General features: G+C 72.3%; 30 protein-coding genes. 13 read left to right on the top strand and 17 right to left on the bottom strand.

Annotated features, from left to right (window positions below; all coding sequences use genetic code 11):
- Nucleotides 1–79 precede the first annotated feature (79 nt).
- The 9 genes from ACF0H8_RS02055 to ACF0H8_RS02015 all read right to left on the bottom strand — a co-directional run bounded on the left by ACF0H8_RS02055 (nt 80) and on the right by ACF0H8_RS02015 (nt 7,926).
- Entirely contained in the window at nt 80–562 is a 483-nt protein-coding gene (locus ACF0H8_RS02055) for a hypothetical protein (RefSeq protein WP_395287336.1), read from the bottom strand.
- Between the two features lie 91 nt (nt 563–653).
- Nucleotides 654–2,195 carry a SulP family inorganic anion transporter gene (locus tag ACF0H8_RS02050; RefSeq protein WP_395287335.1) on the bottom strand — a complete coding sequence of 514 codons (1,542 nt, stop codon included), beginning with the start codon at nt 2,193–2,195 and terminating at the stop codon, nt 654–656.
- A 152-nt stretch (nt 2,196–2,347) separates the two neighbouring features.
- A complete protein-coding gene (mtnN, locus tag ACF0H8_RS02045; RefSeq protein ID WP_395287334.1) occupies nt 2,348–3,121 on the bottom strand; it encodes a 5'-methylthioadenosine/S-adenosylhomocysteine nucleosidase in 774 nt (257 codons plus the stop codon).
- Nucleotides 3,118–3,576 carry an S-ribosylhomocysteine lyase gene (locus tag ACF0H8_RS02040; protein WP_395287333.1) on the bottom strand — a complete coding sequence of 153 codons (459 nt, stop codon included), beginning with the start codon at nt 3,574–3,576 and terminating at the stop codon, nt 3,118–3,120. Before ACF0H8_RS02040 ends, mtnN begins: the two co-directional genes overlap by 4 nt.
- 104 nt (nt 3,577–3,680) lie before the next feature.
- Nucleotides 3,681–4,667, bottom strand: coding sequence for a glycine betaine ABC transporter substrate-binding protein (locus ACF0H8_RS02035; protein ID WP_395287332.1), 987 nt, complete (start codon nt 4,665–4,667; stop codon nt 3,681–3,683).
- Nucleotides 4,667–5,494, bottom strand: a complete 828-nt coding sequence (locus ACF0H8_RS02030) for an ABC transporter permease (RefSeq protein WP_395287331.1) — start codon at nt 5,492–5,494, stop codon at nt 4,667–4,669. The genes ACF0H8_RS02035 and ACF0H8_RS02030 overlap by 1 nt, the downstream gene beginning before the upstream one ends.
- Nucleotides 5,491–6,654 carry an ABC transporter ATP-binding protein gene (locus tag ACF0H8_RS02025; protein WP_395287330.1) on the bottom strand — a complete coding sequence of 388 codons (1,164 nt, stop codon included), beginning with the start codon at nt 6,652–6,654 and terminating at the stop codon, nt 5,491–5,493. The genes ACF0H8_RS02030 and ACF0H8_RS02025 overlap by 4 nt, the downstream gene beginning before the upstream one ends.
- Nucleotides 6,647–7,288 (bottom strand): ABC transporter permease, encoded by a 642-nt coding sequence (locus ACF0H8_RS02020; RefSeq protein ID WP_395287329.1) that lies wholly within the window; start codon nt 7,286–7,288, stop codon nt 6,647–6,649. Before ACF0H8_RS02020 ends, ACF0H8_RS02025 begins: the two co-directional genes overlap by 8 nt.
- Before the next feature lie 296 nt (nt 7,289–7,584).
- On the bottom strand, nt 7,585–7,926 hold the full coding sequence (locus tag ACF0H8_RS02015) for a WhiB family transcriptional regulator (protein WP_395290792.1): 342 nt from the start codon (nt 7,924–7,926) through the stop codon (nt 7,585–7,587).
- Nucleotides 7,927–8,573: 647 nt separating this feature from the next.
- Between ACF0H8_RS02015 and nrdH the strand changes: the two genes are divergently transcribed.
- The 4 genes from nrdH to nrdF all read left to right on the top strand — a co-directional run bounded on the left by nrdH (nt 8,574) and on the right by nrdF (nt 12,578).
- A complete protein-coding gene (gene nrdH, locus ACF0H8_RS02010) occupies nt 8,574–8,819 on the top strand; it encodes a glutaredoxin-like protein NrdH (RefSeq protein WP_395287328.1) in 246 nt (81 codons plus the stop codon).
- A 98-nt stretch (nt 8,820–8,917) separates the two neighbouring features.
- Nucleotides 8,918–9,334 (top strand): class Ib ribonucleoside-diphosphate reductase assembly flavoprotein NrdI, encoded by a 417-nt coding sequence (gene nrdI, locus ACF0H8_RS02005; RefSeq protein WP_395287327.1) that lies wholly within the window; start codon nt 8,918–8,920, stop codon nt 9,332–9,334.
- The gene (gene nrdE / locus ACF0H8_RS02000) at nt 9,304–11,460 is read left to right on the top strand and encodes a class 1b ribonucleoside-diphosphate reductase subunit alpha (protein ID WP_395287326.1); all 2,157 of its coding nucleotides are present in this window, start codon (nt 9,304–9,306) and stop codon (nt 11,458–11,460) included. Before nrdI ends, nrdE begins: the two co-directional genes overlap by 31 nt.
- A gap of 140 nt (nt 11,461–11,600) precedes the next feature.
- Nucleotides 11,601–12,578 (top strand): class 1b ribonucleoside-diphosphate reductase subunit beta, encoded by a 978-nt coding sequence (nrdF, locus tag ACF0H8_RS01995; protein WP_395287325.1) that lies wholly within the window; start codon nt 11,601–11,603, stop codon nt 12,576–12,578.
- 180 nt (nt 12,579–12,758) lie between these two features.
- Here the strand turns inward: nrdF and ACF0H8_RS01990 are convergent, their stop codons facing one another.
- Nucleotides 12,759–12,968 (bottom strand): hypothetical protein, encoded by a 210-nt coding sequence (locus ACF0H8_RS01990; protein WP_395287324.1) that lies wholly within the window; start codon nt 12,966–12,968, stop codon nt 12,759–12,761.
- 126 nt (nt 12,969–13,094) lie between these two features.
- Between ACF0H8_RS01990 and ACF0H8_RS01985 the strand changes: the two genes are divergently transcribed.
- Together ACF0H8_RS01985 and ACF0H8_RS01980 are read left to right on the top strand one after the other, a co-directional pair.
- The gene (locus tag ACF0H8_RS01985; protein WP_395287323.1) at nt 13,095–13,373 is read left to right on the top strand and encodes a hypothetical protein; all 279 of its coding nucleotides are present in this window, start codon (nt 13,095–13,097) and stop codon (nt 13,371–13,373) included.
- A 166-nt stretch (nt 13,374–13,539) separates the two neighbouring features.
- Entirely contained in the window at nt 13,540–14,043 is a 504-nt protein-coding gene (locus ACF0H8_RS01980) for a hypothetical protein (RefSeq protein WP_395287322.1), read from the top strand.
- Nucleotides 14,044–14,616: 573 nt separating this feature from the next.
- On the opposite strand, the gene ACF0H8_RS01975 is transcribed toward ACF0H8_RS01980, so the two are convergent.
- Nucleotides 14,617–15,321 (bottom strand): acetoacetate decarboxylase family protein, encoded by a 705-nt coding sequence (locus ACF0H8_RS01975; RefSeq protein ID WP_395287321.1) that lies wholly within the window; start codon nt 15,319–15,321, stop codon nt 14,617–14,619.
- A 100-nt stretch (nt 15,322–15,421) separates the two neighbouring features.
- Complete coding sequence (locus ACF0H8_RS01970) at nt 15,422–16,087, bottom strand: superoxide dismutase family protein (protein ID WP_395287320.1); 666 nt, start codon at nt 16,085–16,087, stop codon at nt 15,422–15,424.
- Between the two features lie 345 nt (nt 16,088–16,432).
- Here ACF0H8_RS01970 and ACF0H8_RS01965 point away from each other — a divergent pair, with 345 nt between their 5' ends.
- Together ACF0H8_RS01965 and ACF0H8_RS01960 are read left to right on the top strand one after the other, a co-directional pair.
- Nucleotides 16,433–17,011: a hypothetical protein gene (locus tag ACF0H8_RS01965; protein ID WP_395287319.1), complete on the top strand. Its 579-nt coding sequence runs from the start codon at nt 16,433–16,435 to the stop codon at nt 17,009–17,011.
- Between the two features lie 30 nt (nt 17,012–17,041).
- Nucleotides 17,042–17,428, top strand: a complete 387-nt coding sequence (locus ACF0H8_RS01960; RefSeq protein ID WP_395287318.1) for a VOC family protein — start codon at nt 17,042–17,044, stop codon at nt 17,426–17,428.
- A 48-nt stretch (nt 17,429–17,476) separates the two neighbouring features.
- Here ACF0H8_RS01960 and ACF0H8_RS01955 read toward each other — a convergent pair whose 3' ends face one another.
- The 3 genes from ACF0H8_RS01955 to ACF0H8_RS01945 all read right to left on the bottom strand — a co-directional run bounded on the left by ACF0H8_RS01955 (nt 17,477) and on the right by ACF0H8_RS01945 (nt 20,165).
- Nucleotides 17,477–17,974, bottom strand: coding sequence for a GyrI-like domain-containing protein (locus tag ACF0H8_RS01955; RefSeq protein WP_395287317.1), 498 nt, complete (start codon nt 17,972–17,974; stop codon nt 17,477–17,479).
- Between the two features lie 115 nt (nt 17,975–18,089).
- A complete protein-coding gene (locus tag ACF0H8_RS01950) occupies nt 18,090–19,121 on the bottom strand; it encodes an LLM class F420-dependent oxidoreductase (protein WP_395290791.1) in 1,032 nt (343 codons plus the stop codon).
- A 123-nt stretch (nt 19,122–19,244) separates the two neighbouring features.
- On the bottom strand, nt 19,245–20,165 hold the full coding sequence (locus ACF0H8_RS01945; RefSeq protein ID WP_395287316.1) for an LLM class F420-dependent oxidoreductase: 921 nt from the start codon (nt 20,163–20,165) through the stop codon (nt 19,245–19,247).
- Between the two features lie 188 nt (nt 20,166–20,353).
- On the opposite strand from ACF0H8_RS01945, the gene galT reads away from it, so the two are divergent.
- The 5 genes from galT to ACF0H8_RS01920 all read left to right on the top strand — a co-directional run bounded on the left by galT (nt 20,354) and on the right by ACF0H8_RS01920 (nt 24,796).
- Nucleotides 20,354–21,580, top strand: a complete 1,227-nt coding sequence (gene galT / locus ACF0H8_RS01940) for a galactose-1-phosphate uridylyltransferase (RefSeq protein ID WP_395287315.1) — start codon at nt 20,354–20,356, stop codon at nt 21,578–21,580.
- A complete protein-coding gene (gene galK / locus ACF0H8_RS01935; protein WP_395287314.1) occupies nt 21,577–22,836 on the top strand; it encodes a galactokinase in 1,260 nt (419 codons plus the stop codon). The genes galT and galK overlap by 4 nt, the downstream gene beginning before the upstream one ends.
- 88 nt (nt 22,837–22,924) lie before the next feature.
- Nucleotides 22,925–23,710, top strand: coding sequence for a glucosamine-6-phosphate deaminase (gene nagB / locus ACF0H8_RS01930; protein WP_395287313.1), 786 nt, complete (start codon nt 22,925–22,927; stop codon nt 23,708–23,710).
- Nucleotides 23,711–23,759: 49 nt separating this feature from the next.
- Nucleotides 23,760–24,044 (top strand): hypothetical protein, encoded by a 285-nt coding sequence (locus tag ACF0H8_RS01925; RefSeq protein WP_395287312.1) that lies wholly within the window; start codon nt 23,760–23,762, stop codon nt 24,042–24,044.
- A gap of 161 nt (nt 24,045–24,205) precedes the next feature.
- Nucleotides 24,206–24,796, top strand: coding sequence for a low molecular weight protein-tyrosine-phosphatase (locus tag ACF0H8_RS01920; RefSeq protein WP_395287311.1), 591 nt, complete (start codon nt 24,206–24,208; stop codon nt 24,794–24,796).
- Here the strand turns inward: ACF0H8_RS01920 and ACF0H8_RS01915 are convergent.
- A complete protein-coding gene (locus tag ACF0H8_RS01915) occupies nt 24,762–25,319 on the bottom strand; it encodes a phosphoribosyltransferase (RefSeq protein WP_395287310.1) in 558 nt (185 codons plus the stop codon). The genes ACF0H8_RS01920 and ACF0H8_RS01915 overlap by 35 nt on opposite strands.
- Nucleotides 25,320–25,382: 63 nt before the next feature.
- Nucleotides 25,383–26,006, bottom strand: coding sequence for a hypothetical protein (locus ACF0H8_RS01910; RefSeq protein WP_395287309.1), 624 nt, complete (start codon nt 26,004–26,006; stop codon nt 25,383–25,385).
- Nucleotides 26,007–26,025 lie beyond the last annotated feature (19 nt).

Raw genomic sequence — 26,025 nt, 5'->3', positions numbered from 1 at the left:
CCCCGAGGGCCGGGCAGGGGCCCCGGGGAGCTCGAGCGGCACGGTGTCGCCGGAGCCCATAGCGAGGCGGCCGGACGGCCTAGACGCGGGGCCGGTCCTGGCGCGGCGTCTCGTCGCCCTCCTCGCGGTGCAGCGGGTGGTGCCCGTCGTGCTCGGACCGCGACCCGGGGACCGCGTCCGTGCGGCCCGAGCCGGTGTGGCTGCCGCGCGGGGAGGCCGGGTCGTGGTCGGGGTCGAGCGCGTCGGCGTCACGCAGGCGGCCCTCCGCCCGCTCCCGGACCTGAGCGGCCTCGTCGTTGCGCTGCCGGGCCTCCCGCTCGAGCTGGTCGGCCTCCACGCGGGCCTGCTTCGCCTGGGCCTCGGCGGCCAGCGCGTCGGCCTCCCGCCGGCGGGCGGCGAGGTCCTCCTCCTCGCCCTTGGCGCGGAGGTCCGCCGCGTGGGCCCGCGCCTGCTCCTCGCGGACCCGGGCCTGCTCCTTCTTGCGGCGGCTCAGGGCCAGGGCGATGACCACGATGACGATGACGGCCACGACGGCCAGCACGATCCACACCCACGGTTCCATGACAACCAGCCTCCTGAGTCGGTCCAGCGATCCACGTCCTGGCTGACATAAAACCGGAGGCCGACCGGTCCGGCCACCGGAGAGCGGCGGCTCAGGCGCCGAGGTTGCCGGTCAGCGCCTCGTGGCGGGTGGCCGAGTGCGCCTCGAGCCCGACCATGCGCAGCCGCTTGCCCCGCTCGGCGTACCTGCGCTCGACGGCGTCCAGGGCCGCCACGGTCGAGGCGTCCCACACCTGGCCGGCGGTGACGTCGATGACGACGTCCTCCGGGTCGCCGTCGTAGTCGAACTGGTGGACGAGGTCGTTGCTCGAGGCCCAGAAGAGGGCGCCGGTGACCCGGTACGTCTTCGTCCCCGCGTCGCGGTCCTCCGTGGCGGCGACGCGCGTCAGGTGGGCGACGCGCCGGGCGAAGAGCACCATGGCGGTCAGCACGCCGCCGACGACGCCGTAGGCCAGGTTCTCGGTGGCGACCGTCAGCGCGACGGTCACCAGCATCACCAGCGTCTCGGAGCGCGGCATGCGCCGCAGCGTGGAGGGGCGCACGGAGTGCCAGTCGAACGTGCCGACCGAGACCATCACCATGACCGCCACCAGGGCGGCCATCGGGATCATCCCCACGACGTCACCCAGCACGACGACGAGCACGAGCAGGAAGACGCCCGCGGCGAAGGTGGAGATCCGGGTGCGGGCGCCCGAGGCCTTCACGTTGATCATCGTCTGGCCGATCATCGCGCAGCCGCCCATGCCGCCGAACAGCCCGGTGACGACGTTCGCGACGCCCTGGCCCCACGCCTCCCGGGTCTTTCCGGAGTGCGTGCCGGTGACGTCGTCGACGAGCTTGGCGGTCATGAGCGACTCCATGAGCCCGACCAGGGCCATCGCGACCGCGTAGGGCGCGATGATCTCGAGCGTCCCCCAGGTGAACGGGACGTCGGGGACGAATAGGGCCGGGAGGGAGCTGGGCAGCTCGCCCTGGTCGCCGACCGTGGGCACGGCGATCGACGCCGCCACGGTCACCACGGTGAGCAGCACGATGGCGACCAGCGGGGCGGGCACGGCCGAGGTGAGCCGGGGCCACAGCACGAGGATCGCCAGCCCGGCGGCCGCCAGCGGGTAGACCGCCCAGGGCACGCCCACCAGGTGGGGGAGCTGGGCGAGGAAGATGAGGATCGCCAGCGCGTTGACGAAGCCGACCATCACGCTGCGGGGGACGAAGCGCATCAGCTTGGCCACGCCCAGCACCCCCATGAGGACCTGGAGCAGGCCGCCGAGGATCACCGTGGCGATGAGGTGGTCCAGGCCGTGCTCCCGCACCACGGGGGCCACCACGAGCGCGATCGCGCCGGTGGCGGCGGAGATCATCGCGGGCCGCCCGCCCACGACGGCGATGGTGACGGCCATGGTGAAGGAGGCGAACAGCCCGACCTGCGGGGCGACCCCGGCGATGATCGAGAAGGAGATCGCCTCGGGGATCAGCGCCAGCGCGACGACCAGACCCGCGAGGAGCTCGGTGCGCAGCCGGCGCGGGGAGCGCAGGGCCTCGAGCACGGACGTGGCGTCGCGCGCCTCGCGGGGGGAGTGCCGCTTGGCCGGCTCCTCGCCGCGCGGGGTCACGGCACTGGGTGCGGGGCTCATCGGAAGCTTCTCCTCGGCTGTCCGGGTGGTGCGTGGGGTCCGGGCACACCGTCGGGCCGGGGGAGCGGCCGTGGGCCACCGTCGCCAGGGTATGGGGGCCCGGGGGCTGGGGGAACGCCGGCACGCGGTGATGCTGGACACCGCCGTCTGGCTCAGCCCCGCAGCGCCGCGACCACGACGGCGGCGGCGCGGGCGGCCACCTCCTCGACGGCCATGTGGAAGTCCTCGTCCGCCGTCGGCCCGCACAGGTCGGAGACGCCGCGCACCGAGACGAACGGGACCCGGTAGGAGTGGCACACCTGCGCGATGGCCGTGGTCTCCATGTCGGTGCTGAGCGCCTCGGGGAACGCCTCGCGCACCTCGGCCACGTTCGCGGCGGTGATGAAGGAGTCGCCGGACACCATCTGCCCCACGCGCAGGGTGCCGGCCGCCCCGCCCGCGACGGCGGGGACGACCCGGCCGAAGCTGCGGGCCGCCGCCACGAGGCCGGGGTCGGCGGCGTAGGCGGGCGGCATGCCCGGGACCTGGCCACGCTCGTAACCGAAGGCGGTGGCGTCGGCGCCGGCGTAGGTGCACGTCTCGCTGACCACCACGTCCCCGACGGCGACCCCTGGGGCGAGCCCGCCCGCCGAGCCCGTGGAGACGACGGCGCGCGGGCGCACGAGGGTCAGCGCGTGCGTGACGGCGGCCGCGGCGTTGACCGTGCCGATGCCGCTGCGCACCAGCAGCACGCGGGCCTCGCCGAGCGTGACCAGCCGCGCCCGGGCGTGCCCGGCGCCGATCTCGGCGCCCTCCGGGGCGGCCGCCTCGGCGTACGGACGCACCTCCTCCTCCATGGCCCCCACGACCACGGCGTCCACGGGCACGCGGGCCGGGGTGGTGGGCGGCTCGGACAGCTCTCGGTCGGTCGCGTGACGGGCGGTCACGCCGTGACCTGGGCCCACTGCTCGCGCCTGGCGAGCATGGTGCGGGCGGCCTCCTGGGCGCCCTCGAGGGTGTGGCTGGCGGCCCAGCCGCACTGCACCTCGTTGGCGGCCGGCACCTCCTCGGCCTCGGCGACGTCGCGCAGCGTGGTCTCGACCAGGTCGAGGACCTCCTCGTAGGGGTGCTCGCCCACGAGCAGGAGGTAGAAGCCGGTCTGGCAGCCCATGGGCGAGAAGTCCACGACGTCGGCGGAGTGGTTGCGCACGTGCTCGGCGAAGGTGTGCTCGAGCGAGTGCACCACCGGCATCTCGAGGTGCTCGGCGTTGGGCTGGCAGAACCGCACGTCGTACTTGGTCAGCACGTCCCCGCCAGGCAGGTGCTTGGTGTCCGCGACGCGCACGTACGGCGCGGCGACGGTGCGGTGGTCGAGGTTGAAGCTCTCGACGTTCATCGGCATGGCGGGCTCCTCCGGGCGGGCTGTCGTCGGTCCCATCATCCACCAGGAGGCCCCGCCGTCCCGCCGGGCGAGGAGCCACCGGAGGCCGGGGTGGCCGCGCGAGGTCAGGCCTCGGGTGCGGTGACCAGGCCCTCGGACACCATCCAGTCCAGCGCCACGTCGGCCGGCTCCTCGCCCTCGACGTCCACGCGGGCGTTGAGGTCGATGAGCAGCTCGTCGGTCAGCAGCGGGGTGATCCGCTCGAAGACCTCGGCGATCTCGGGCACCTCCTCGAGCACCTCGGTGCGGACCACGGGCGCGACGTTGTAGGACGGGAAGTACTTCTCGTCGTCCTCGAGGACCGTCAGGTCGAGCGCGAGGATGCGCCCGTCGGTCGTGAAGATCTCGCCGAAGTTGCACTCGCCCGCCGCGGTGGCCGCGTAGATGGCGCCGGTGTCCATCACCTTGAGGTTCTCGCTCGGCACGCCGGCGGGGTCGTCCAGCGGGATGCCGTAGTGCTCGAGCATCGGCTCCAGGCCGTCGTCGCGGCTGCGGAACTCGCTCTCCACGCAGAACGTGCGCTCCTCCACCGGCAGGTCCTTGATCTGGGACAGCGCGGTGATGCCGAGCTCGCCCGCGGCATCGGGGCCCATGGCGAAGCCGTAGGTGTTGTTCATCGGGGCCGGCGGCAGCCAGGTGACGCCGTTGGCCAGGTCCGCCTCGTGGACGGCCTGCCACTGCTGCTGCTGGTCGGGGATGCCCGTCTGACCCATGTAGGCGACCCAGGCGGTGCCGGTGTACTCCCACGCCATGTCGACGTCGCCCGAGAGCTGTCCCTCGCGGGCGGCCACCGAGCCGGGGATGTTGGTGGAGTCGGTGACCTGGAAGCCGGCGGCGCGCAGCGCCATGACGGCGATCTTGCCGAGGATGAGCTGCTCGGTGAAGTTCTTGGACCCCACCGTCACCGCGACGTCGCCGGCGCCGTCGACGGGCCCGATGCTGCCAGGCTGGACGGCGGGGACGTAGCCGGTGGCGGGCTGCAGCCCGCAGGCGGCGAGCAGGGAGGCGGAGGCGGCCGCGGTGGCGGCCAGCAGGCGGGTGCGTCGAGACATCACAGTCCTCGGGGGCGGGCCACGTGCTCGACCACGCGCCCCAGCCAGTCGATGAGCAGGGCGAGCAGCGCCACCAGCAGGGCGCCGGAGACGAGCAGGTTGGGCAGGTACAGGTTGATCCCGGTGGTGATGAGGATCCCCAGGCCGCCGCCGTTGATGAACACGGCCAGGGTGGCGGTGCCGACCAGCAGCACCAGGGCGGTGCGGACGCCGGCCAGGATCACCGGGACGGCCAGCGGCAGCTCCACGCGGAGGAGCACGGCCAGGGAGGTCATGCCCATGCCGCGGCCGGCCTCGACGAGCCGGCGCTCCACGCCGCCCAGGCCGACCATCGTGTTGCGCAGCACCGGCAGCACCGCGTACGCGACCAGGGCGACGACGGCGGTCCACGGCCCGAAGCCCAGCCACATGGCGAGCAGCACGATGAGGCCGATCGAGGGCGCGGCCTGGCCGATGTTCGCGAGGGCGATCACCGGTCCCGACAGCCGGCGGAACGGCCCGCGGGTGAGCAGGACGCCCAGCGGCACCGCGATGACGACCACCAGGGCGGCGGAGACGAAGGTCAGGCGCAGGTGCTCGGCGATGGCCGGGCCCAGGGCGTCCCACGACAGCGGGCGACGCTCGGTCTCGCTGAGGTCCGCCGTCGCCAGCCAGACGAAGTAGGCCACCAGGGCGACGGCGATGAGCGCGGGCTGGCGCAGCAGGGTGCGCCAGGGGCGGGCGCCCTCGGCCGCGTCGAGCGCGGCCTGCGCCTCGCCGGCGTGCCCCGAGGCGGCCGCCGCCGTGGCCTCGGCCTCGGGCCGCGCGGCGGAGGTGCCGACGGTCATGGCTGCGCCTCCTCGTCGGGGGTCATGAACGACATGACGGTCTTGATCGTGAGCATGCCGAGATAGGTGTCGCGCCGGCCGGTGACGATCACGCCGTTCTGGGAGGCGGTGAGCATCGCGTCGAGGGCCTCGCTGAGGTTGGCGTGCCGGCCGAGCACGGGCAGGTCCTCGTCCAGCTCGCCGGTGAGGGTGCCCGTGCCCTCGAGCTGGGCGAGCGGGTGCCAGCGCAGCGGCCGGTTGCGCTCGTCGACGACGACCACGGAGCGGTAGCCCTCCGCGCGGGCGCGGGCCACCGCCTCGTCGGCGGACGTGCCCACCTTGGCGGTGACGCCGGGGCGGAGCTCGACATCGCCCAGCCGGGTCAGGGACAGGGTCTTGAGGGACGCACCAGCGCCGATGAAGTCGGTGACGAACTCCTCGGCGGGGTTCGCCAGGATCTCCGCAGGGGTGTCCAGCTGGACCACCCGGGCGCCGACGTCGAGGATCGCGATGCGGTCGCCGAGCTTGACCGCCTCGTCGAAGTCGTGCGTGACGATGACGATGGTCTTGCCGAGCTCCTCCTGGATGCTCAGCAGCTCGTCCTGGAGCCGCTGGCGGGTGATGGGGTCCACCGCGCCGAAGGGCTCGTCCATGAGCAGGACCGGCGGGTCGGCGGCGAGGGCGCGGGCCACGCCGACGCGCTGCTGCTGGCCGCCGGAGAGCTCGCGGGGGTACCGGCCGCGGTAGGCGTCGGGGTCCAGGCCCACCAGGTCCAGCAGCTCGTCGACGCGGGCCGCCGTGCGGTCCTTGTCCCACTTGAGCATGCCCGGCACCAGGGCCACGTTGTCGCCGACGGTCATGTGCGGGAACAGCCCGCCGGCCTGGATGACGTACCCGATCCGCCGGCGCAGCCGGTCGGCGTCGATGTTGGTGACGTCCTCGCCGCCCAGCACAACCCGGCCGGACGAGGGCTCGATGAGCCGGTTGATCATCTTCAGCGTCGTCGTCTTGCCGCACCCGGACGGGCCGACGAGCACGAGGATCTCCCCGGCCCGGATGTCCAGGTCGATGTTGTCCACCGCGGGGCGCGGCTGGCCGGGATACTGCTTGGTCACCCCCTGCAGGTGGATGGACGCGCCGGTGGTGGCCGTCGCCGTGGGTGCGGTGGTGGTGTCAAGCACGGATCCCCCTGGGGATGGTCAGGCGGCCGACGAGCACGAGGAGCAGGTCGACCACGAGGGCGATGACGACGACGGCGATGGTCCCGGTGAGCGCGGAGTACACGGAGTTCGCGCCGCCGAGGCGGGCCAGGCCGGAGAAGATGAAGCCGCCCAGGCCCGGGCCCAGCACGTAGGCCGCGATGGCGGCGATGCCCATGACCATCTGGGTGGAGACGCGGACACCGGCGAGGATCACGGGCCAGGCAAGCGGGAGCTCGACGCGCAGCAGGGCCCCGGCCCGGCTCATGCCGATCCCGCGGGCGGCCTCCACGTGCCGCTCGTCCACGCCGGCGAGCCCGACGACCGCGTTGCGCACGATCGGGAGGGCGGCGTAGAACGTCACGGCGATCACCGCCGGCAGGACGCCGAAGCCGAACGGCGCGAGCAGCAGGCCGAGCAGCGCGAAGGACGGGATCGTCAGGCCGATCGCCGAGACGGAGTTCGCCACCGCCGCGAGGCGCCCGTTCCGGTACACGAGGACGGCGACGACGAGCGCGATGACGGTGGCCAGCGCGACGCACTGGAGGACCAGGCTCGCGTGCTGATAGGAAAGGAAGAGGATCTGGTCACTGCGCTCGACCACGTACTCCCACACGGGCGTCTTCCCCTTCAGCTGGACAGAATGCCCGTCCACGCTAGGTGAATGCCCACAGCCTGGCCACCCAAGCGGGTCAAGCGTGAGCAAAGCCACGCAAACGGAGAGTCCCTGCTCCGGTATGGCGTCCCGCACCTACCCCCGCTCCGGAGGAAGCCGGAGCAGCTGCACCGGGTTGCTGCAGCCGCGCTCCCGCACCGGTGTGGCTGGGTCGTTCGGAGCTCGCTCGCGGCTCACCGCTCGTACGCGGCGGCAGCAGGTCCATCAGCCTCGTACGCGATGGCGCGGGGCGCCCTTCAGTTCAGGGCCGGCGCCTGGCGACCGTTCGTCCGCATCTGCGGCGGGCGCGGCTGACGCAGCTCCTCGGCGAGGGCGTCCTCCGCCTCGGTGATCCACGCCCGCCAGTCGGTGACGTCGGGTCGCCGGCGCACCAGTGCCCGGCGCTCCCGCTCGGTCAGCCCGCCCCACACACCGAAGGAGATGTCCTCCGCCAGCGCTTCCGCGAGGCACCTGAGCCGTACCGGGCACCCGAAGCAGACCTTGCGTGCCGTGCGCTGAGCCGCCCCGCGCACGAAGAGGGCGTCGGGCGCGGCCTGCGCGCACGCCGCCTGGGAAACCCAGTCCTGATCCTGCTGCACTCGCACGTCGCCACCTCGACCTTCCGTGGCGCCGGGGGTCTGGGGCGTCGGATCATCGCTCGGAATCAGGGAGCGGTTGTCGTCAACAAGTGACGGTATCCGCGCGAGGTCCGGCATGGAAGTCCCTACGACGGGTGATTTCGACGAGCGGCCGTCGCCCTCCCTGCGGGCGCCGGGCGACACGCCGACCACCCGCGACACGCCGTATCTTCCGACCGGCGGAACCGCCGCGCGCCGGCTCCAAGGGTGTCCCCCGACCGTGTGTGCACAGCTTGTGGACAAACCTGGTGACGAATTGTCCACACGCTGCCTCAGCGATGTCCGGCGGCGCCCGATGTCAGTGGTCGGTGGGACCTTGGAGCGCACAGACAGACCCTGGTCTGGGCGGCGCGACGGGGAAGTCCACAGGCGATCCCCAGGGCCGTCGGCCGAGGTCCACAAGCGGAGGCGGACGGCTGTGGACAGAAAAGTTGCCGCACGACATGCCGACACGACATGTTGGGGTCCCGCGAGGAGGGAACCCCCAGGTGTAGTGTCCTGCTCCGAGGGACAGCCCGGCGCCCGGGCAAACCACATACTTGTTGTTACAACCGTGTCGGGGGTGGGCGCGGGCCCTGTGACCGCACCAGACAAGGAGACAGGCTCAGATGAGCATCACCGTCTACAGCAAGCCGTCCTGCGTCCAGTGCGACGCGACGTACCGCGCGCTGAACAAGCAGGGGCTGGAGTACGAGGTCGTGGACATCACGGCCGACGCCGGGGCCCTGGCCAGCGTCAAGGCCCTCGGCTATCAGCAGGCCCCGGTCGTGTTCGCCGACGGTGACCACTGGTCCGGCTTCCGTCCCGACAAGATCAAGGCGCTCGCGGCCAAGACCGCGGCCGTCAGCGCCTGACGACCCACAGTCTTCAGCCGGACCGCCGCGACCCGGCGGTCCGGCTGAACACCACCTCGGCCGGGCGCGCGCGCCGGCCGGAACCCGAGGAGGCGAGCATGGGCCACATCGTCTACTTCTCCTCCGCCACCAACAACACGCACCGCTTCGTGGAGAAGCTCGGTCTCCCCGCGCAGCGGATCCCGCTCCGCGGCAGCGACCCGTTCCTGCGCGTCGACTCCGAGTACGTGCTCGTGGTCCCCACCTACGGCGGGGGCAACGGGCGGGGGGCGGTGCCCAAGCAGGTCATCAAGTTCCTGAACGACGAGCACAACCGCTCACTCATCCGCGGTGTCATCGCCGCGGGGAACCTCAGCTTCGGCAACGCGTACTGCATCGCGGGGGACATCGTCGCCGCGAAGTGCCACGTGCCTTACCTCTACCGATTCGAACTTCTAGGAACCACCGAGGACGTCAACCGCGTCCGCGAGGGATTGGGGCAGTTTTGGCAGCAACGCTCACTGATTCCGGCGTAGAGGTCCCGGCCTCGCCGGCGCTGGACTACCACGCGCTGAACGCGATGCTCAACCTGTACGACGCGGACGGGAAGATCCAGTTCGACGCCGACCGGGAGGCCGCGCGGCAGTACTTCCTGCAGCACGTCAACCAGAACACGGTCTTCTTCCACAACCTCAAGGAGAAGCTCGACTACCTGGTGGCGGAGGGGTACTACGAGGGCGAGGTCCTGGGGAAGTACTCGTTCGAGTTCCTCACCAGGATCTGGGACTTCGCGTACTCCAAGAAGTTCCGCTTCGAGACGTTCCTGGGCGCCTTCAAGTACTACACCTCGTACACGCTGAAGACGTTCGACGGGAAGCGTTACCTCGAGCGCTTCGAGGACCGCGTCGTCATGGTCGCCCTGACCCTCGCCGACGGCAAGGAGCAGGCGGCGCTGGACATGGTCGAGGAGATCATCACCGGCCGGTTCCAGCCGGCCACGCCCACGTTCCTCAACGCGGGGAAGGCCCAGCGCGGCGAGCTCGTCAGCTGCTTCCTGCTGCGCATCGAGGACAACATGGAGTCGATCGCTCGCGGCATCAACTCCGCCCTCCAGCTGTCCAAGCGCGGCGGCGGCGTCGCGCTGTCGCTGACCAACGTGCGCGAGGCGGGGGCGCCGATCAAGAAGATCGAGAACCAGTCCTCCGGCGTCATCCCGGTGATGAAGCTGCTCGAGGACTCCTTCTCCTATGCGAACCAGCTCGGTGCGCGGCAGGGCGCGGGCGCGGTGTACCTGCACGCCCACCACCCCGACATCATGAAGTTTCTCGACACCAAGCGGGAGAACGCGGACGAGAAGATCCGCATCAAGACCCTCTCGCTCGGCGTCGTCGTCCCCGACATCACCTTCGAGCTGGCGAAGCGGAACGAGGACATGTACCTGTTCTCGCCCTACGACGTCGAGCGCGTCTATGGGGTGCCCTTCTCCGAGGTCGACGTCACCGAGAAGTACCACGAGATGGTCGACGACGGCCGCATCAAGAAGACCAAGCTGGGCGCCCGCGAGTTCTTCCAGACCATCGCCGAGCTGCAGTTCGAGTCGGGCTACCCCTACATCGTCTTCGAGGACACGGTGAACCGGGCGAACCCGATCAAGGGCAAGATCACCATGTCCAACCTGTGCTCGGAGATCCTGCAGGTCTCGACGCCGTCGACGTACAACGACGACCTCTCCTACGCCTCGGTCGGCAAGGACATCTCCTGCAACCTCGGCTCCCTGAACATCGCCAAGGCCATGGACTCGCCGGACTTCGGCAAGACCGTCGGCACGGCGATCCGGGCGCTGACCGCCGTGTCGGACCAGACGCACATCTTCTCGGTGCCGTCCGTGGAGCACGGCAACAACGAGTCGCACGCGATCGGCCTGGGGCAGATGAACCTGCACGGCTACCTGGCCCGCGAGCGGATCTTCTACGGCTCCGAAGAGGGCCTGGACTTCACGAACATGTACTTCTACACGGTGGCCTTCCACGCCATCTCGGAGTCCAACAAGATCGCCATCGAGACGGGCCGGGCCTTCAAGGGCTTCGAGGAGTCCAAGTACGCGACCGGCGAGTACTTCGACAAGTACATCAACCAGGTGTGGGAGCCCCGCACCGAGCGGGTGCGCCGGCTCTTCGCCGACGCCAACGTGCACATCCCCACGCAGGCCGACTGGCAGCAGCTCGCCGCCTCCGTCAAGGAGCACGGCATCTACAACCAGAACCTGCAGGCGGTGCCCCCGACCGGGTCCATCTCCTACATCAACAACTCGACGTCCTCGATCCACCCGATCGTCTCCAAGGTGGAGATCCGCAAGGAGGGCAAGCTCGGGCGCGTGTACTACCCGGCGCCGTACATGACGAACGACAACCTCGAGTACTACGAGGACGCGTACGAGATCGGCTACGAGAAGATCATCGACACCTACGCCGAGGCCACGCAGCACGTGGACCAGGGCCTGTCGCTGACGCTGTTCTTCAAGGACACCGTGACCACCCGCGACGTCAACAAGGCGCAGATCTACGCCTGGCGCAAGGGCATCAAGACGCTGTACTACATCCGCCTGCGCCAGCTGGCGCTGGAGGGCACCGAGGTCGAGGGCTGCGTGTCCTGCATGCTCTGACCGGCGGATCGCGGGGCCGGCCGGCAGTGCCGGCCGGCCCCGCGGCACCGGGACGACCACGGCGGGGCGCCGGGGAGCGCCCGGCACCACCACCACCGCGGCGAGAGAGCCGCACCGAACTGAAGCAAGGAAGGCACGCAGTGTCCCCGGAGAAGCTCAAGCTGGTCAGCAGCGTCCAGGCCATCAACTGGAACCGAGTCCAGGACGAGAAGGACGTCGAGGTCTGGGACCGCCTGACCGGCAACTTCTGGCTGCCGGAGAAGATCCCGCTGTCCAACGACATCCAGTCGTGGCACACCCTCAAGCCGCACGAGCAGCTGATGACCACCCGCGTCTTCACGGGCCTGACCCTGCTGGACACCGTGCAGGGCACCGTCGGCGCCGTCAGCCTCATCCCGGACGCGGTGACCCCGCACGAGGAGGCGGTCTACACCAACATCGCCTTCATGGAGTCGGTGCACGCCAAGAGCTACTCCTCGATCTTCTCGACCCTGATCTCCTCCAAGGAGATCGACGACGCCTTCCGGTGGTCGGAGGAGAACGAGAACCTCCAGCGCAAGGCCGCCATCGTGATGGACTACTACCGCGGGGACGACCCGGAGAAGCGGAAGGTCGCCTCCACGTTGCTGGAGTCCTTCCTCTTCTACTCGGGCTTCTACGCCCCGATGTACTGGTCCAGCCACGCCAAGCTCACCAACACCGCGGACCTGATCCGGCTGATCATCCGCGACGAGGCGGTGCACGGGTACTACATCGGCTACAAGTACCAGCGCGCCCTGGAGCAGGCGACGCCGCAGCGCCAGCAGGAGCTCAAGGACTACACCTTCGAGCTGCTCTTCGAGCTGTACGAGAACGAGGAGCAGTACACCGAGGACCTCTACGACCCGATGGGGCTGACCGAGGACGTCAAGGCGTTCCTGCGCTACAACGCCAACAAGGCGCTGAACAACCTCGGCTACGAGGGCCTGTTCCCCAAGGAGGCCACGCAGGTCAACCCCGCGATCCTCTCGGCGCTGAGCCCCAACGCCGACGAGAACCACGACTTCTTCTCCGGCTCCGGCTCCAGCTACGTCATGGGCAAGGCCGAGGCCACCGAGGACGACGACTGGGACTTCTGAGGATTCGCCCGAGTTCTACCCAGCGAGTGTGAGGTCGGAGCCACCGTTCATGATCCAGCGGTCAGGTAACCGAGCGTTGTTCCTGGGCCCTGTTGGGATGACTGGCCGGATGGAGCTCAGGTGACAACTACTGAGGATGCCCCTCGAAAAGATGCGGATGTGGATAGCTCGCGTCTTCGACTACGCCAGGATGCCCAGCAGATCATCACGGCGCACGTGAGTGGCGATGTCGTCCTTCGGGACAGGCTTATTGCCGCGCAATCGAACGGCGATGGGCTGCTTCGCGTCGTACTGGGTTTCCTCGCGCACCACGTTTGCGGAACGCAGCGCCCTACGGCCGAAGCCCGGTTCGCCTTCGCGATGAACACGATTGGCTGCCTCGTCGATCACATAGCTGACGAGACGGGTGCCGCTCCCTTGGACGTAGTCCTCCCCGTCTTGGTGGCTGAGTGGCACCCTGAGCAGGGGGTCTCTCGGGAAGCAGAGACCTCGCTTCGAGCCGCGCAGACATGCATCGTGAGCCACATGCTGGTTCGGTCGGGTAAGCAACCTCTGGGCATCCAGGTGTCGCTTGACTTGGACGGGCTCTGCTCCGTCGTCGACCAGGTCTTCATCCTCCTAGCCGACCTCTCGGCTAAGGCGGCACAGTTAATAGGGCATGCCTCCGTAATCGCATCCGCTCTCGACCGGGTGGAACTTCTGCTTGCCGCTATCGCTGAGTCTCGAGGGACTACAACCGTGCAGTGTGTGCGTGACTACTGGCTTGAGCTCGCCGCTCGGGACGCACAGAACTAACCGTCCCGGCGTCGAGGACCTGGCCGTCGAGCTTCGTCATCGTCTCGGCGCGTGCTGACGTGGGCGGGACTCCGGACTCTCCAACGGTGTACAGTGTGGTATCTGCCAGGATTTTGCTCAAGATCGTGGCAGTATGGCGGTACATCACCGAAGGGAGCGGGCCGACATGGTTGCGACAAGAGACCGCATCTACCAAACCTCAGATCTAAGTGGAACTGGCCGGCGTGAATTCATAAACGCTGCTCAGCACGGCACCGCGCATTTGCGTACACCGGATGGGGATTCGCTGGTGATGCTTCGAGCTGCTCAACTCGAGCATCTCGCGGCAATTCGCGACCATGCAGTTGCCTTCTTGATGTTCGATAATGCGCTTACCCGCCCGCGGGCAGAACGGCGACCAGCCGACTTCGGAGAGTGGGCATTTCTGGAGGTGTTTGAGGAGGATGATCTCCAAGAATTTCGGGCTGAGATAAATGCCGCGCTCATGCGGGTTGCGAGTGGGCAAGACATCGAAATTCTACAGAGCCTTCTGAATGACTGGCGTAGGAGCGCTAGAACACTTAGCGACCCGGTCGCTCGCGCCTTCCTGAACGGCCGAGTTGACGAATCTGAGTTGTTTGAAGTAACTCGCCCAGGAGCAAACGAGACTGTTGGAGTGAATGAAGAGTGACTGATGACAGGCCGAAGCTCGGCGCGTACAGACCTATGGTCTCTGCTCGGCGTCCGGGGGGAAAGCCTGACATCAAGCCCCAATGGCGAGTGGTTGTGCATCAGAAGCACCTGTCTACTTGGGAGGGCCTCGCGGAGCGTTGTGGGATGCAGAATGCTCAACGTGTTTGGGACTACTTGGCCCAACAGCCAGATCAACCTCCTGCGATTGGATCGGTCACGAAAATGAAGGGTAAGCACAACCGCGGGCGCGACGGATGGTCCGGTGTTCATCACTATGAGGTGACGGGGGCCGGTCGAATCGACTATCAATTCCACCCGGCATATGTCGGAGATAGAGGCGATGTACATCGCGTTGTGCGGATAATCAGTATCGACCTAGAAAGCCACTAAGTTGAAACGACGGCCGCGTCAGGCGATCGTCGGGCTACTGTTCCGCCGCTCCTTCCCCAACGAGGCGCGGTAGCGGATGCGGCGCTTCAGGGCGTGGCGTTCGCCGAGCAAGGCACGGACGTGCGCGACGCCGGGCACTGAGCCCCGGCCAGGTGCCGTGGGTGCCCAACGCGCAGGCCCCTCAGGGCGTGTGCCGGGTGGCCGCCGTGACGGTCAGCGAGGCGTCCCGCCACTGCACCGCCATGTGCCGCCCGGGCGGCATCCAGGCGGCGAGCCGGTCGCCGGACGTCACCTCTACCTCTACGGGGGCGAGCCGGGCCTGGCCCGCGACCGTCGTCGTGAAGCGCGCGACGGTCCCGTCCGGCCGGACCTGTGCGTGCGGCAGGGCGGCCCTGAACGGGAGCCACGGGCCGAGCGGGCGAGCCCGGGTGCCGATCCGCCATCCGGGTCCCACGGCTTCGAGCTCACCCCCGGCCGCGGGCTCTCCCGCGAAGCGGGCCACCGTCTTGGGGAGGGCCCAGTTCGCCCGCCCGCCGCGCACGCTGCCCAGCTCGTCCACGGCCATGAACGGGACGTGGGCGGCCGGGCGGACGCCCACGCGCACCAGGAGCGCGGCGAACACCTCTGAGTAGGGCCCCACCGGTGTGTCGGTGTAGTGCAGGTGCGCCCCCATGAGCCAGCGCGGGCCCGCCCGCAATGGCTCCGGGAGCATCGCGGCAGCGCCGACACCGGCCCGCTGCACCCAGATGAAGCCGTCGAAGGTGCACCGCCACGGGGCCGGCGGGACGTCCTCGGGCAGCTGCACGTCCGGCGGCAGCGCCGCCTCCGCGGCCGCCGGGATAAGGCGGAACTCGGAGGACGCCAGGGGAGGCAGAAGCAGGGACACGCCCACCACGCTCCGTTCGTCGCCTCAGCGAAGTGTCGACCTGCCGCGCCGCGCGGGCAAGGGCGAGCCCCCGCCGCCCCGGGGCTCAGCCGCGGCGGTCTCACTCCTCCTCGACGACGGCGCACGCCACCCGGTCCCCGGCGTCGCCCGTGCGCCGCGTCTGCTCGTCGGGGCCCTGCGGCGCGTAGCGCTCGGGGATGTGCGCGAAGTTGTCCCGGTTGGCGTGGACCATGACCGCGCTGCCGTCGTCGTCCAGCAGGTCCTCCGCGGTGAAGGCGTCCGTGGCGACCTCCAGCGTGCCCGTGCCCGACGCGTCGACGTACAGCGAGGGCAGGTCGCCCGCGTGCGCGCCGTGGTCGGCGTCGGCGGCGCCCAGGTGCCCGCCGGCGGAGAGGAAGTCGCCGACCTGCGCCGGGTCGGTCGGGTTCGGGCTGTCCGGCTCGCACAGCCCGACGGCGTGGACGTGCAGGCCGTGGAACCCCGGGGTCAGTCCGGTGACCCCCACGGACAGGCGCGTGCCGCCGTCGTCCTCCCCGATCTCCACCGTGCCGACCTCGTTGCCGTCCGGGTCCTGGAAGGTGCCGGTCACCGCCGGCTCGACGCCGCCGGACCCGTCGCCGGTGCCGCCGCCGGCCTCACCGCCGGCGGGGGTCGCCGCCTCGCCCGCGGCGGGCTCGGTCTCCGCCGCCGTCCCGTCGCCGGCGCACCCGCCCATCGCGAGCAGCACGCCGACGGAGGCGGCGCTGGTCCACGCAGCTCGACGCATGACTCCTCCTCGATCGCCAGCGCGCCGTCGGGGCGGCCCGGCCGGGATCGCGATCACCCCCGGCGGTGCCAGTGTCACGAGAAGGCCGTTACGGGCTCGTCACCGGCTCGTCACAGAGGGGTGGGCAGTGCCGACCCGCACGAGGGGTGGCACGCCGAAGATCCGGCATGCGGGGGCCGGTGCGCACCGGGATACTGGCGCCTCTCAGCCGCAGCGCGGCGATCCCGTCGAGGAAGCGGAGCCAGGACGACGAGACGACACGCAGGGGCCGGCCGCGCCCGCCCGGTCCGATGGCGCTTCAGCGGCCACATCGCCGGCGTCGGCACCGCCGAGGGCACCCGGGCGGTGCTCGGTCACTGGCCCACCTCGCCGTTCGGGCCGTTCGCCGACGTCATGGTCGAGCGCGCAGACGGCCACCGGCTGCTGCTCGCGCCGAAGGCGGACGTGGCCGAGTTCGTCTCCGGCACCTACCACTTCGACGAGGTGGTCGAGGTGCCCGTCGACGTCCGCCGGGACGGACCCAGCTGGCACGTGACGGCCGGCCCGCTGCGGCTGGCGTTCGTCGTCGGGCCCCGCACGGCCCTGGGCCACCTCCTGCGGCTGGTCCCGGCGCCCCTCGCGGTGAGCCTGCCCTGGGCCCGCGTCACCGGGCCCGTGGCGCGGGCCCTCCTGCCCGGCGTCAGCACCGTGGGCACCGCCGGCGCCTGCAGGCGCGAGTGGTACGGCGCCCGGGACCTGCACCGCGTGGTCGCCGCGCACGCGCACTGGGAGGGCGCGGACCTCGGCACGCTGCGCCCCGTCCACCCACCCACGCGGTTCGGTTTCAGCTCGACGCCGGCCGCCCCCAGCCTCGTCACGGTCGTCACCACGGTGGAGGCGGAGAGCCGGGCGGGGGGCTTGCCGGGCGACGCGCCGCTTCCGTAGCCTGCCCGCCAGCGACGAACGGAGACGACGATGTCCGGTGAGGTTGCGTTCTTCGAGCTCGGCGTGGGTGACACCGAGCGTGGCAAGGCGTTCTACGGGGCGCTGTTCGGCTGGACCTTCGAGCCCGGGCCGCTGGGCAGCGGCGGGTACGCGATCCGGACCCCCACGATCCCGGGCGGCATGCACGGCGGCGACGCCGGCGGCGGTCCCTACCTCTTCTTCCGCGTCCACGACATCGAGGCGGCGGTGGCGCGCGTGCGCGAGCTCGGCGGCGAGGTCGAGGGCGTCGACGTCGAGGGCGACCAGGAGTCGCAGGCCCGGTTCGGCCGCTTCAAGCTGTGCCGGGACGACCAGGGCTCGGCGTTCGGGCTCTACCAGCCGCCCGAGAGCGAGGAGCCGCTGACGCACGGCAGCTGACGCACGCCGGCGGGCCGGCGCCGGGGATGCACGCGGGCGGGCGCGAGCTCAGGTGTCGGTCCCGCCCTCGCCCTGCTCCACCTGCGGTGGGCTCACCGGGTACAGGATGCGCGTGCGCCACGTCGCCGGGTCCGGGTCGGACTCCGGGCCGGCCTCGTAGATCTCCCACGCCTCCTCGAGCAGCACGACCTTGTGCTCCTGAGCCCACAGCTCCATCTCGCGGTAGGTCTCCACGAGCCTGTCGTAAGGCCCGCGGTGGATCGCCTCGGCGGCGCGGGCCGCCGGCAGGACGCTGACCACGAGATCGCCGGTGGCGGTGAAGGGCTCGGTGACGGGGAAGCCCACCTCGACGTCGGCGGTCTCGGCCGGCTTGCCGAAGTACCGCGCGTAGGGCGCGCCCGCGGTCGTGGCGCCGGCCGCCCGGATCGCCTGGAGGACGTCGTTCAGCGTGGTCTCGAAGATCTCCGCGATCTGGTCCATCCGGATCTGCTGGCGCCGCCCCACCACGGGCTGCTCCTGGAGGTCGATCAGATGGATCTCGGTCATGGTCGTCCGTCCTTCCTGCCGGCGGGCGACGGTGCCCACCGGTCCTCACCTCCGATCGTGCGCGCCCCGCCCGCCCCGCGCGAGAGGACCTGCGCCGACCGAAACCCGGCGCGCGTCAGCCCCGCAGCCCCGCCACGACGGCGCGCAGCGCCCGCGGATCGGTCTGCAGGATCAGCGTGGTGACGACGCTGCGCTCCCATGCGGCCAGCTGTTCGCGCAGCTGGGCCGGGTTGCCCGCGAGGGCGACGTCGAGCACCAGCTCCGTCGGCACGGCCGCCGCCGCGCCCGCCTTGTCGCCCGCCGCCCACCGGCGCGCGACCTCCGCGCACGCCGCCTCGTGACCGAGCCGCTCGATGGCCTCGCGGTGGAAGTTCGTCGTCGCCGACCCCATCCCGCCGATGTACAGCGCCAGGTTGGGGCGCAGCGCGTCGGCGGCCGGCTCGACGTCCTCGGCCAGCGACACCGGGACGCCGGCGCTGACCTCGAACGCGGTGGCGGGGGAGAGGTTCGCGGTGCGCCGCGCGAAGCCCGCCCGGAGCCGGGCGGCGTACTCGGCATCCAGCCGGGGCGAGAAGAACGCCGGGAGCCACCCGTCGGCGATCTCGGCGGCGAGCTCGGTGTTCCGGGGCCCTTCGGCCGCCAGGTGGATCGGCAGATCCGCGCGCAGCGGGTGCACGGTCGCGCGCAGCGGCTTGCCCTGGCCGGTGCCGCCGCGCAGCGGCAGCTGGAAGAACTCGCCGTCCAGCCGCACCGGCTCCGCCCGGCGCAGGACCTGCCGGACGACGTCGACGTACTCCCGGGTGCGGGCCAGCGGCCGCGGGTAGGGCTGCCCGTACCAGCCCTCCACCACCTGCGGGCCCGACGCCCCGAGGCCCAGGACGAACCGGCCGCCGGAGAGGTGGTCGAGGGTCAGGGCCGCCATGGCGGTGGCCGTGGGCGTGCGCGCCGCCATCTGCGCTACGGCGGTACCCAGCCGGACCCGGCGGGTGCGCGCCCCCCACCACGCCAGCGGCGTGAGGGCGTCGGAGCCGTAAGCCTCCGCCGTCCACACCGAGTCCAGGCCGAGCTCGTCGGCGGCCGCGACGGCCTCCGCGGCGCCCGCGGGCGGCCCGGCGGCCCAGTACCCGACCGAGTACCCGAGGCGCAGCGGCGTGACGTCGTCGTCCATACCGGCGATCATGCCCGACGGTGGCCCCCCGCAACCGGCGCCGGGCCCGCGACCGGCGTCGCGCCCCCGACCGGCCCCGGGCCGCCGCCCGCCGGGGGCGGCTCAAAGACTGGCCATGGCCTCCTCGGCGATGAGGTCGAGGTGGTCGAGGTCCCGGATGTCCAGGCACTGCAGGTACACGCGGGTGATGCCCTGCTCGGCCAGGGCACCCAGGCCGTCCACCATCTCGGCGGGGGTGCCGGCCAGGCCGTGGTCGCGCAGCTCGGCCGGCTCGCGCCCGATCGCCGCGGCGCGGCGGGCGAACTCGGCCTCGTCCTTGCCCACGCAGGCGACGAAGGCGACCGAGTAGGTGAGCTCGTCGGGGTCGCGCCCGGCCTCCTCGCAGGCCGCCCGCACCCGGTTCATCTGCGGCACGACGGCCGACTTCTCGGGGAAGGACTGGTTGTACTCCCCGGCGAAGCGGGCCGCCAGCCGCGGCGTGCGCCTCGGCCCGCCGCCGCCCACGATGACCGGCACCGGGTGCTGCACCGGCTTGGGCAGGGCGGGGGAGTCGGCGAGCCGGTAGTGCTTGCCCTCGTAGCTGAACCGCGCACCCACCGGCGTGCCCCACAGGCCGGTGACGATCTCGAGCTGCTCCTCGAGCAGGCCGAATCGCTTGGCGGGGAACGGCACGCCGTAGGCCAGGTGCTCCTGCTCGAACCAGCCGGCGCCCAGGCCGAGCTCGACGCGGCCGCCGGACATCGCGTCGACCTGGGCCACCTGGACGGCGAGCAGGCCGGGGTGGCGGAAGGTGGCCGAGGTGACCAGCGTGCCGAGCCGGATGGTGGAGGTCTCCCGGGCGAGGCCGGCGAGGGTCGTCCAGGCGTCGGTGGGCCCGGGCAGGGGGTCGCCGTCGCCCATCCGCAGGAAGTGGTCGGAGCGGAAGAAGGCCGAGAAGCCCAGGCGCTCGGCGCGCCGGGCGATGGCGAGCTGGTCGTCGTAGGACGCGCCCTGCTGCGGCTCGGTGAAGATGCGAAGGTCCATGCGGTCAGCGTTCCACCCCGGGCCGGGAGGCCACCAATCAGCAGGCCGCCGCCGTCGACCGTCGCGTGTCCGCCCCCGGGCCCGGGCTGCCCTCGCGCGAAGTCGCCGGCGCCGGCCGCTAGGGTCGCCATGACGAAGGGGTCCGGGGACTGCCGCGCCGCGCCCGGCGGCCGGAAGGAGCAGGAGCGATGATCGTCCGCAAGACCACCACGCGCCTGGCCGACGGCCGCGAGCTGATCTACTTCGACGACTCCGAGCCGTACGTCTCCGGCGGCGCCACCCGGCGGCTGGACGACCCGCGGCCCCTGCCGGACCGCTTCGCCGACGTCGTCGGGGAGGACGGCGTCGCCCGGCCCGTCACCGCGCCGCAGATGCGCTACGACGTGCTCACCGGGGAGTGGATCCCCATGGCCACGCACCGGATGAACCGCACGTTCCTGCCCCCGGCCGACGCCAACCCGTTCGCGCCCGCCCGCCCGGGCGCGGCCTACCAGGACGGGGAGATCCCGGACACCGACTACGACGTCGTGGTGTTCGAGAACCGGTTCCCCTCGCTGGTCGCCGTGCCCGGCGTGGAGGACGAGGTCGCGTATCTCGACGGCGAGGAGCTGTGGCCGGTGCGCCCGGCGGCCGGGCGCACCGAGGTGATCTGCTTCTCGCCGGACCCCACCGGGTCCCTGGCCGGGGTGGGCACGCGGCGCATGCGCACCGTGATCGAGGCGTGGGCGGACCGCACGGCGGCGCTGGCGGCGCTGCCGGGGGTGGAGCAGGTGTTCTGCTTCGAGAACCGCGGCAAGGAGATCGGGGTGACGCTGCACCACCCGCACGGGCAGATCTACGCCTACCCCTACCTGACCCCGCGCACCGCCACGATGCTGCGCCACGCGGCCGCCCACCGGCGGCGCACCGGCCGCAACCTGCTGCGCGACGTCCTCGACGCCGAGCTGCGCTCGGGCCGCCGGGTGGTGGCCGAGTCCGAGCACTGGGTGGCCTACGTGCCCGCCGCGGCCCGGTGGCCCGTGGAGGCCCACCTCGCTCCGCGCCGGGACGTGCCCGACCTGCCCGCCCTCGACGACGCCGAGCGGGCCGACCTCGCGGGCATCTACCTGCGCCTGCTGCAGGGCGGGGACCGCTTCTTCGTCGTCCCGCCGGGCGAGGAGGACTCCGGCGGGCCGATCCACCTGCCCTACATCGCCGCATGGCACCAGGCGCCCGTGCGGGAGGGCCGGGAGGACCTGCGCCTGCACCTGCAGCTGTTCTCCATCCTCCGGGCCCCCGGCAAGCTGAAGTACCTCGCCGGCTCCGAGTCCGGCATGGGCGCGTGGATCTCCGACAGCACCCCCGAGCGCATCGCCGACCGGCTGCGCGAGGTCGTGCCGGCCGTCGCCGCCGAGCCGGTCGGGACCCGCGCGTGAGCGCCCTGCTCGCGCCGTGGGACGGGCCGGAGGGCGCCGGGCGCGCGCGGGACCTGTTCGCCGAGGCCTTCGGCGGCGCGCCCGAGGGCGTGTGGTCCGCCCCCGGCCGGGTCAACGTCATCGGCGAGCACACCGACTACAACGGCGGGCTGTGCCTGCCCGTGGCGCTCGAGCACCGCACCTACGTCGCGGTGCGTCCCCGGGCGGACCGCACCGTCCGGCTGGTCAGCGCCCAGGAGCCGGGCGGGGCGCGCGAGGTGGACCTCGACGCCGTCGCCCCCGCCGGTACGCGGGGCGAGGTGCCCGGCTGGGCCGCCTACGCCGTCGGGGTCGCCTGGGCCCTCGAGCGGGCCGGTCTCGCCCCGGCCGGCTCGCTGCCCGGCTTCGACATCGCGGTGGACTCCTGCGTCCCCTACGGCGCCGGCCTGAGCTCCTCTGCGGCGCTGGAGTGCGCCGTCGCCGTGGCGCTGGACGACCTCGCCGGCCTCGGCCTCGCCGACGGCGACGCCGGCCGGACCCGGCTGGCCGCCGCCTGCGTGCGGGCGGAGAACGAGGTCGCCGGCGCGCCGACCGGCGGGATGGACCAGGCCGCCTCGCTGCGGGCACAGGCCGGCCACGCGCTGCTCCTGGACTGCCGCGACGGCTCGGTGGAGCAGGTGCCGTTCGACCTCGCGGCGGCGGGCCTGGCGCTGCTGGTCATCGACACCCGCGCGGAGCACCGGCTGGTGGACGGGCAGTACGCCCGCCGCCGCCAGGTGTGCGAGGAGGCCGCCCGGGTGCTCGGCGTGCCCTCGCTGCGGGAGACCGCGGACGCCGTCATGGCCGGCGAGACCACGCTCGACGACGTGCTGGCGCGCCTCGACGGCGAGCACCGCCGCCGGGTGCGCCACGTCGTCAGCGAGATCGAGCGGGTGCGCGAGCTCGCGGCGCTGCTGCGCGCCGCGCCCGGTGCGGCGCTCACGGGCGGGGAGCAGGCGCGGACGGGGGCGCTGCTGGACGCCTCGCACGCCTCGCTGCGGGACGACTACCAGGTCAGCGCCCGCGAGCTCGACGTGGCGGTGGAGGCGGCACGGGCCGCCGGTGCGCACGGCGCCCGGATGACCGGCGGCGGCTTCGGCGGCTCGGCGATCGCCCTGGTCGAGGCCGCCCGCGCCGCCGAGGTGGCCGACGCCGTCGGGGAGGCCTTCGCCGCCGCCGAACTCACGCCCCCCGCGTTCCTGCTCGCCACGCCGGCCGGGCCGGCCGCCCGTTCCTGAGCGGGGCCCGGGAGCCGCCCTGGCCTGTTTGCTGCGCACGGCCGTTGTGCCAGATTGGGCTCGGGGACCCCCGGCCGAGAGGAGCGTCATGGAAGTCGTCATCCAGCCCACCGCCGAGGCCCTCGCGCCCCTGGCCGCCGACGCGGTCGAGCACCTGCTGGCGGCCAGGCCGGACGCCGTGCTGGGGCTGGCCACCGGGTCCAGCCCGCTGGCCGTCTACGACGAGCTGGTCCGCCGCCACCAGGCCGGCCGGATCTCCTTCGCCCGGGCCCGGGCGTTCATGCTGGACGAGTACGTCGGGCTGCCCGCCGACCATCCCGAGCGGTACCGCAACGTCATCGACCGGGACTTCGCGGCCCGGGTCGACTTCGCGCCGGGCGCCGTGCGGGGCCCCGACGGGTCCGCCGCGGACCTGCGCGCCGCCTGCGCGGACTACGAGGCGGCGATCGCCGCGGCCGGCGGGGTGGACCTGCAGATCCTGGGCATCGGCACCGACGGGCACATCGCCTTCAACGAGCCGGGCTCGTCCCTGGCCTCGCGCACCCGCATCAAGACCCTCACCGCCCAGACCCGGCGGGACAACGCCCGGTTCTTCGGCGGGGACCCCGGCGCCGTGCCGCGCCACTGCCTGACCCAGGGCCTGGCGACCATCATGTCCGCCCGGCACCTGGTGCTGCTGGCCGCCGGCACCAGCAAGGCCGAGGCGGTCCACCACCTGGTCGAGGGGGCCGTCAGCGCCATGTGGCCGGCCACGATCATGCAGCACCACCCGCACGCCACCGTGCTGCTCGACGACGCCGCGGCCTCCCGGCTCCAGCTCGCCGGCTACTTCCGCCAGGTCTACGAGGCCAAGCCCGACTGGCAGCGGCTGTGAGCGGCCGCCGCGCCGGGCCGGCCGCCGCGGGGGAGCTGGCGACGCCCGCATGACGACGCTGCGGGACGTCGCGCTGCTGCGCATCGCCGCCCAGCGGATCGCCGGGCCGCCGTTCCCCACGGCCGCCGCGGCCGTGCGGTGGCTCACGGCCGTGCAGGCGCAGGACTACCCCGGCGGCATCCACGGCGTCGGACCGCGCCGAGGCATGGAAGAGCCCGCGGGTCCCGGCCTTGCGGCCGGGTGCCGTGGAGGACGAGCTCACGGCCCCGCGGGCTCCGGTGACCACCTGGTTCTCGCCGCCGTCCGGCGGGAGGACCTGCGGTCCGTCCGCTGACGGCTAGCGGGTGGTCACCTCACGCGTCCCAAGAAAAATCACTTCAGGACCACCTCCTTTCTCGTGTACGCCAAACGTTAGGCAGACGCGGCGGCGCGTGTCACCACCTTTTCCGGATCGCCCGCCCGGCGCCGCCGGGCGGGTTTGGCACGATGGTGGCCATGAATCCCGACGCCAGCCCCCAGCCCTACCGCGTCCTCGTGGTGTGCACCGGCAACATCTGCCGCTCCCCCATGGGCGAGGTCGTGCTGCGCGAGCGGCTCGCCGAGGCGGGGATGGCGGACCTGGTCGAGGTGGCCTCGGCCGGCACCAGCGACGAGGAGCACGGCAACCCCATCGACCGGCGGGCGCGCGCGGTGCTGGCCGAGCACGGCTACCCGGTGCCCGCGCACAGCGCGCACCAGGTGCGCCCCGGTGAGCTCGCCCGCTACGACCTGGCCCTCGCCATGACCACCCAGCACGCCCGCGCGCTGCGCCGGCGCGCCGAGCTCGACGGCCCCGGGCGCAGCGCCGAGGTGCGGCTGTGGCGCGAGTTCGACGCCAGCGCGGCGGGGGAGCGCGACCTCGACGTGCCCGACCCCTGGTATGGCGACCACGCCGGCTTCTACGACACGCTGCGCGTGGTCGAGTCCGGCGCCGAGGGCCTGGTGGCGCACCTGCGTGAGGCGCTCGCGATGGACGGCGAGCACCCTCGTCGCGCGGGGGCCCCCGGGGACGTCAGGGCCGCGCCGCGAACTCCGCCTCGGCGGTGACCGGCTCCTGCGCCGACCACGGGAAGGTGATCCAGCGGTCGGTGCGGCGCCAGACGTAGTCCGGCTCGATGACCGAGCGGGGCTTGGAGTAGATGACGGCCGAGCGGGCGTCGACCGGCAGCGTCTGCCCGGCCACGCCGTCGCCGTCGACGTCCGCGGGCAGCCCGTGCGCCCGGATCATGTCCATCACCAGGGCGAGGGTGCGGCCGGAGTCGGCGACGTCGTCGACCACGAGCACCCTGCGCCCGGGCAGGTCGGAGGTGTCCATGAGCGGCGGGAGCACCACGGGCTCCGGCAGCGTCTGGGCGACGCCGGTGTAGAACTCCACGTTCAGCGTGCCCATCGCCTTCACGTCGAGGGCGTAGGCCACGGCGCCCGCCGGCACCAGGCCGCCGCGCGCGACGGCGATGACCAGGTCCGGCATCCAGTTGGAGCGGACCACCTCCCGGGCGAGCTCGCGGGCCGCGTCGCCGAACTCCGCCCAGCCCAGGATCTCGCGTGCGTCCGCGGGTGCATCGCTCATCGGACCAGCCTATGCGCCGCGCTCCGGGGCGCGCGGTGGCGGGCCGGCGGCTTCGCCCGCCGCTCATCCGCGCAGTGAGACGTGCACGTGGTCGAAGTGGCCGCCGGTGGCGTCGCCGGGGTCGTAGACGCCGCCGCCGTCGTAGGGCACCCAGCCCGCGCCGGCGCGGTCGGCCACCCAGATCTGACCCTGCCAGATGAGGTAGTGGACCCCGAGGTCCGCGGCGTGGACCCGCAGCCACTCGGCCATCCGCCAACCGTGGGCGAGATGGTCGCCGGCGGGGAACTGCCCGGCCGCGCCGACGAAGATGTCGCAGCCCAGCCCGCGCGGGTGGTCGCTGGAGGGGTTCCAGGCGTGCTCGCTCCAGCAGGTCATGGGCTGCTCGCCGACGGCGGCGGTGAGCTGGTCGACGGCCCACGCGGTCACTCCGGCCACGCAGCCGCCGGTGCCGCTGGGGTCGGGCACCGTGCACCCCGTGGCCTCGCCGGTCCACGGTTGCGGCGCGGCGGGCAGGGTGCCGGCCAGCGGGTTCACCGGCGAGGCCGCCGGGGCCGTGACGTCCGCGCCCGGCGCCGCCTGCCAGACCGCGAGGCCGCCCAGACCCAGCAGCAGCACCGCGCCGGCCCGCAGCGCGGCCGCGCGCCGGCGCACCTGCCGGCTCGCGTGTGTCTCCCGCGCGACCACCACAGCACCACCTCAGCACACC

Origin of the sequence: Georgenia sp. AZ-5 (genome assembly GCF_043952095.1) — a bacterium.
Classification (GTDB): Bacteria; Actinomycetota; Actinomycetes; order Actinomycetales; family Actinomycetaceae; genus Georgenia.
This window is presented reverse-complemented; position numbering and strand designations above follow the sequence as displayed.

What these genes read in the sequence shown, in the direction of transcription:
- ACF0H8_RS02055 (WP_395287336.1), bottom strand. Translation starts at nt 562, where the DNA reads ATGGAACCGTGGGTGTGGATCGTGCTGGCCGTCGTGGCCGTCATCGTC.
- ACF0H8_RS01925 (WP_395287312.1), top strand. Translation starts at nt 23,760, where the DNA reads ATGACGACGCTGCGGGACGTCGCGCTGCTGCGCATCGCCGCCCAGCGG.
- ACF0H8_RS02040 (WP_395287333.1), bottom strand. Translation starts at nt 3,576, where the DNA reads ATGCCGATGAACGTCGAGAGCTTCAACCTCGACCACCGCACCGTCGCC.
- ACF0H8_RS01955 (WP_395287317.1), bottom strand. Translation starts at nt 17,974, where the DNA reads ATGACCGAGATCCATCTGATCGACCTCCAGGAGCAGCCCGTGGTGGGG.
- nrdH (WP_395287328.1), top strand. Translation starts at nt 8,574, where the DNA reads ATGAGCATCACCGTCTACAGCAAGCCGTCCTGCGTCCAGTGCGACGCG.
- ACF0H8_RS02050 (WP_395287335.1), bottom strand. Translation starts at nt 2,195, where the DNA reads ATGAGCCCCGCACCCAGTGCCGTGACCCCGCGCGGCGAGGAGCCGGCC.
- ACF0H8_RS02035 (WP_395287332.1), bottom strand. Translation starts at nt 4,667, where the DNA reads ATGTCTCGACGCACCCGCCTGCTGGCCGCCACCGCGGCCGCCTCCGCC.
- ACF0H8_RS02030 (WP_395287331.1), bottom strand. Translation starts at nt 5,494, where the DNA reads ATGACCGTCGGCACCTCCGCCGCGCGGCCCGAGGCCGAGGCCACGGCG.
- ACF0H8_RS01980 (WP_395287322.1), top strand. Translation starts at nt 13,540, where the DNA reads ATGGTTGCGACAAGAGACCGCATCTACCAAACCTCAGATCTAAGTGGA.
- galT (WP_395287315.1), top strand. Translation starts at nt 20,354, where the DNA reads ATGATCGTCCGCAAGACCACCACGCGCCTGGCCGACGGCCGCGAGCTG.
- ACF0H8_RS01920 (WP_395287311.1), top strand. Translation starts at nt 24,206, where the DNA reads ATGAATCCCGACGCCAGCCCCCAGCCCTACCGCGTCCTCGTGGTGTGC.
- nagB (WP_395287313.1), top strand. Translation starts at nt 22,925, where the DNA reads ATGGAAGTCGTCATCCAGCCCACCGCCGAGGCCCTCGCGCCCCTGGCC.
- nrdI (WP_395287327.1), top strand. Translation starts at nt 8,918, where the DNA reads ATGGGCCACATCGTCTACTTCTCCTCCGCCACCAACAACACGCACCGC.
- ACF0H8_RS01945 (WP_395287316.1), bottom strand. Translation starts at nt 20,165, where the DNA reads ATGGACCTTCGCATCTTCACCGAGCCGCAGCAGGGCGCGTCCTACGAC.
- ACF0H8_RS01960 (WP_395287318.1), top strand. Translation starts at nt 17,042, where the DNA reads ATGTCCGGTGAGGTTGCGTTCTTCGAGCTCGGCGTGGGTGACACCGAG.
- ACF0H8_RS01970 (WP_395287320.1), bottom strand. Translation starts at nt 16,087, where the DNA reads ATGCGTCGAGCTGCGTGGACCAGCGCCGCCTCCGTCGGCGTGCTGCTC.
- ACF0H8_RS01915 (WP_395287310.1), bottom strand. Translation starts at nt 25,319, where the DNA reads ATGAGCGATGCACCCGCGGACGCACGCGAGATCCTGGGCTGGGCGGAG.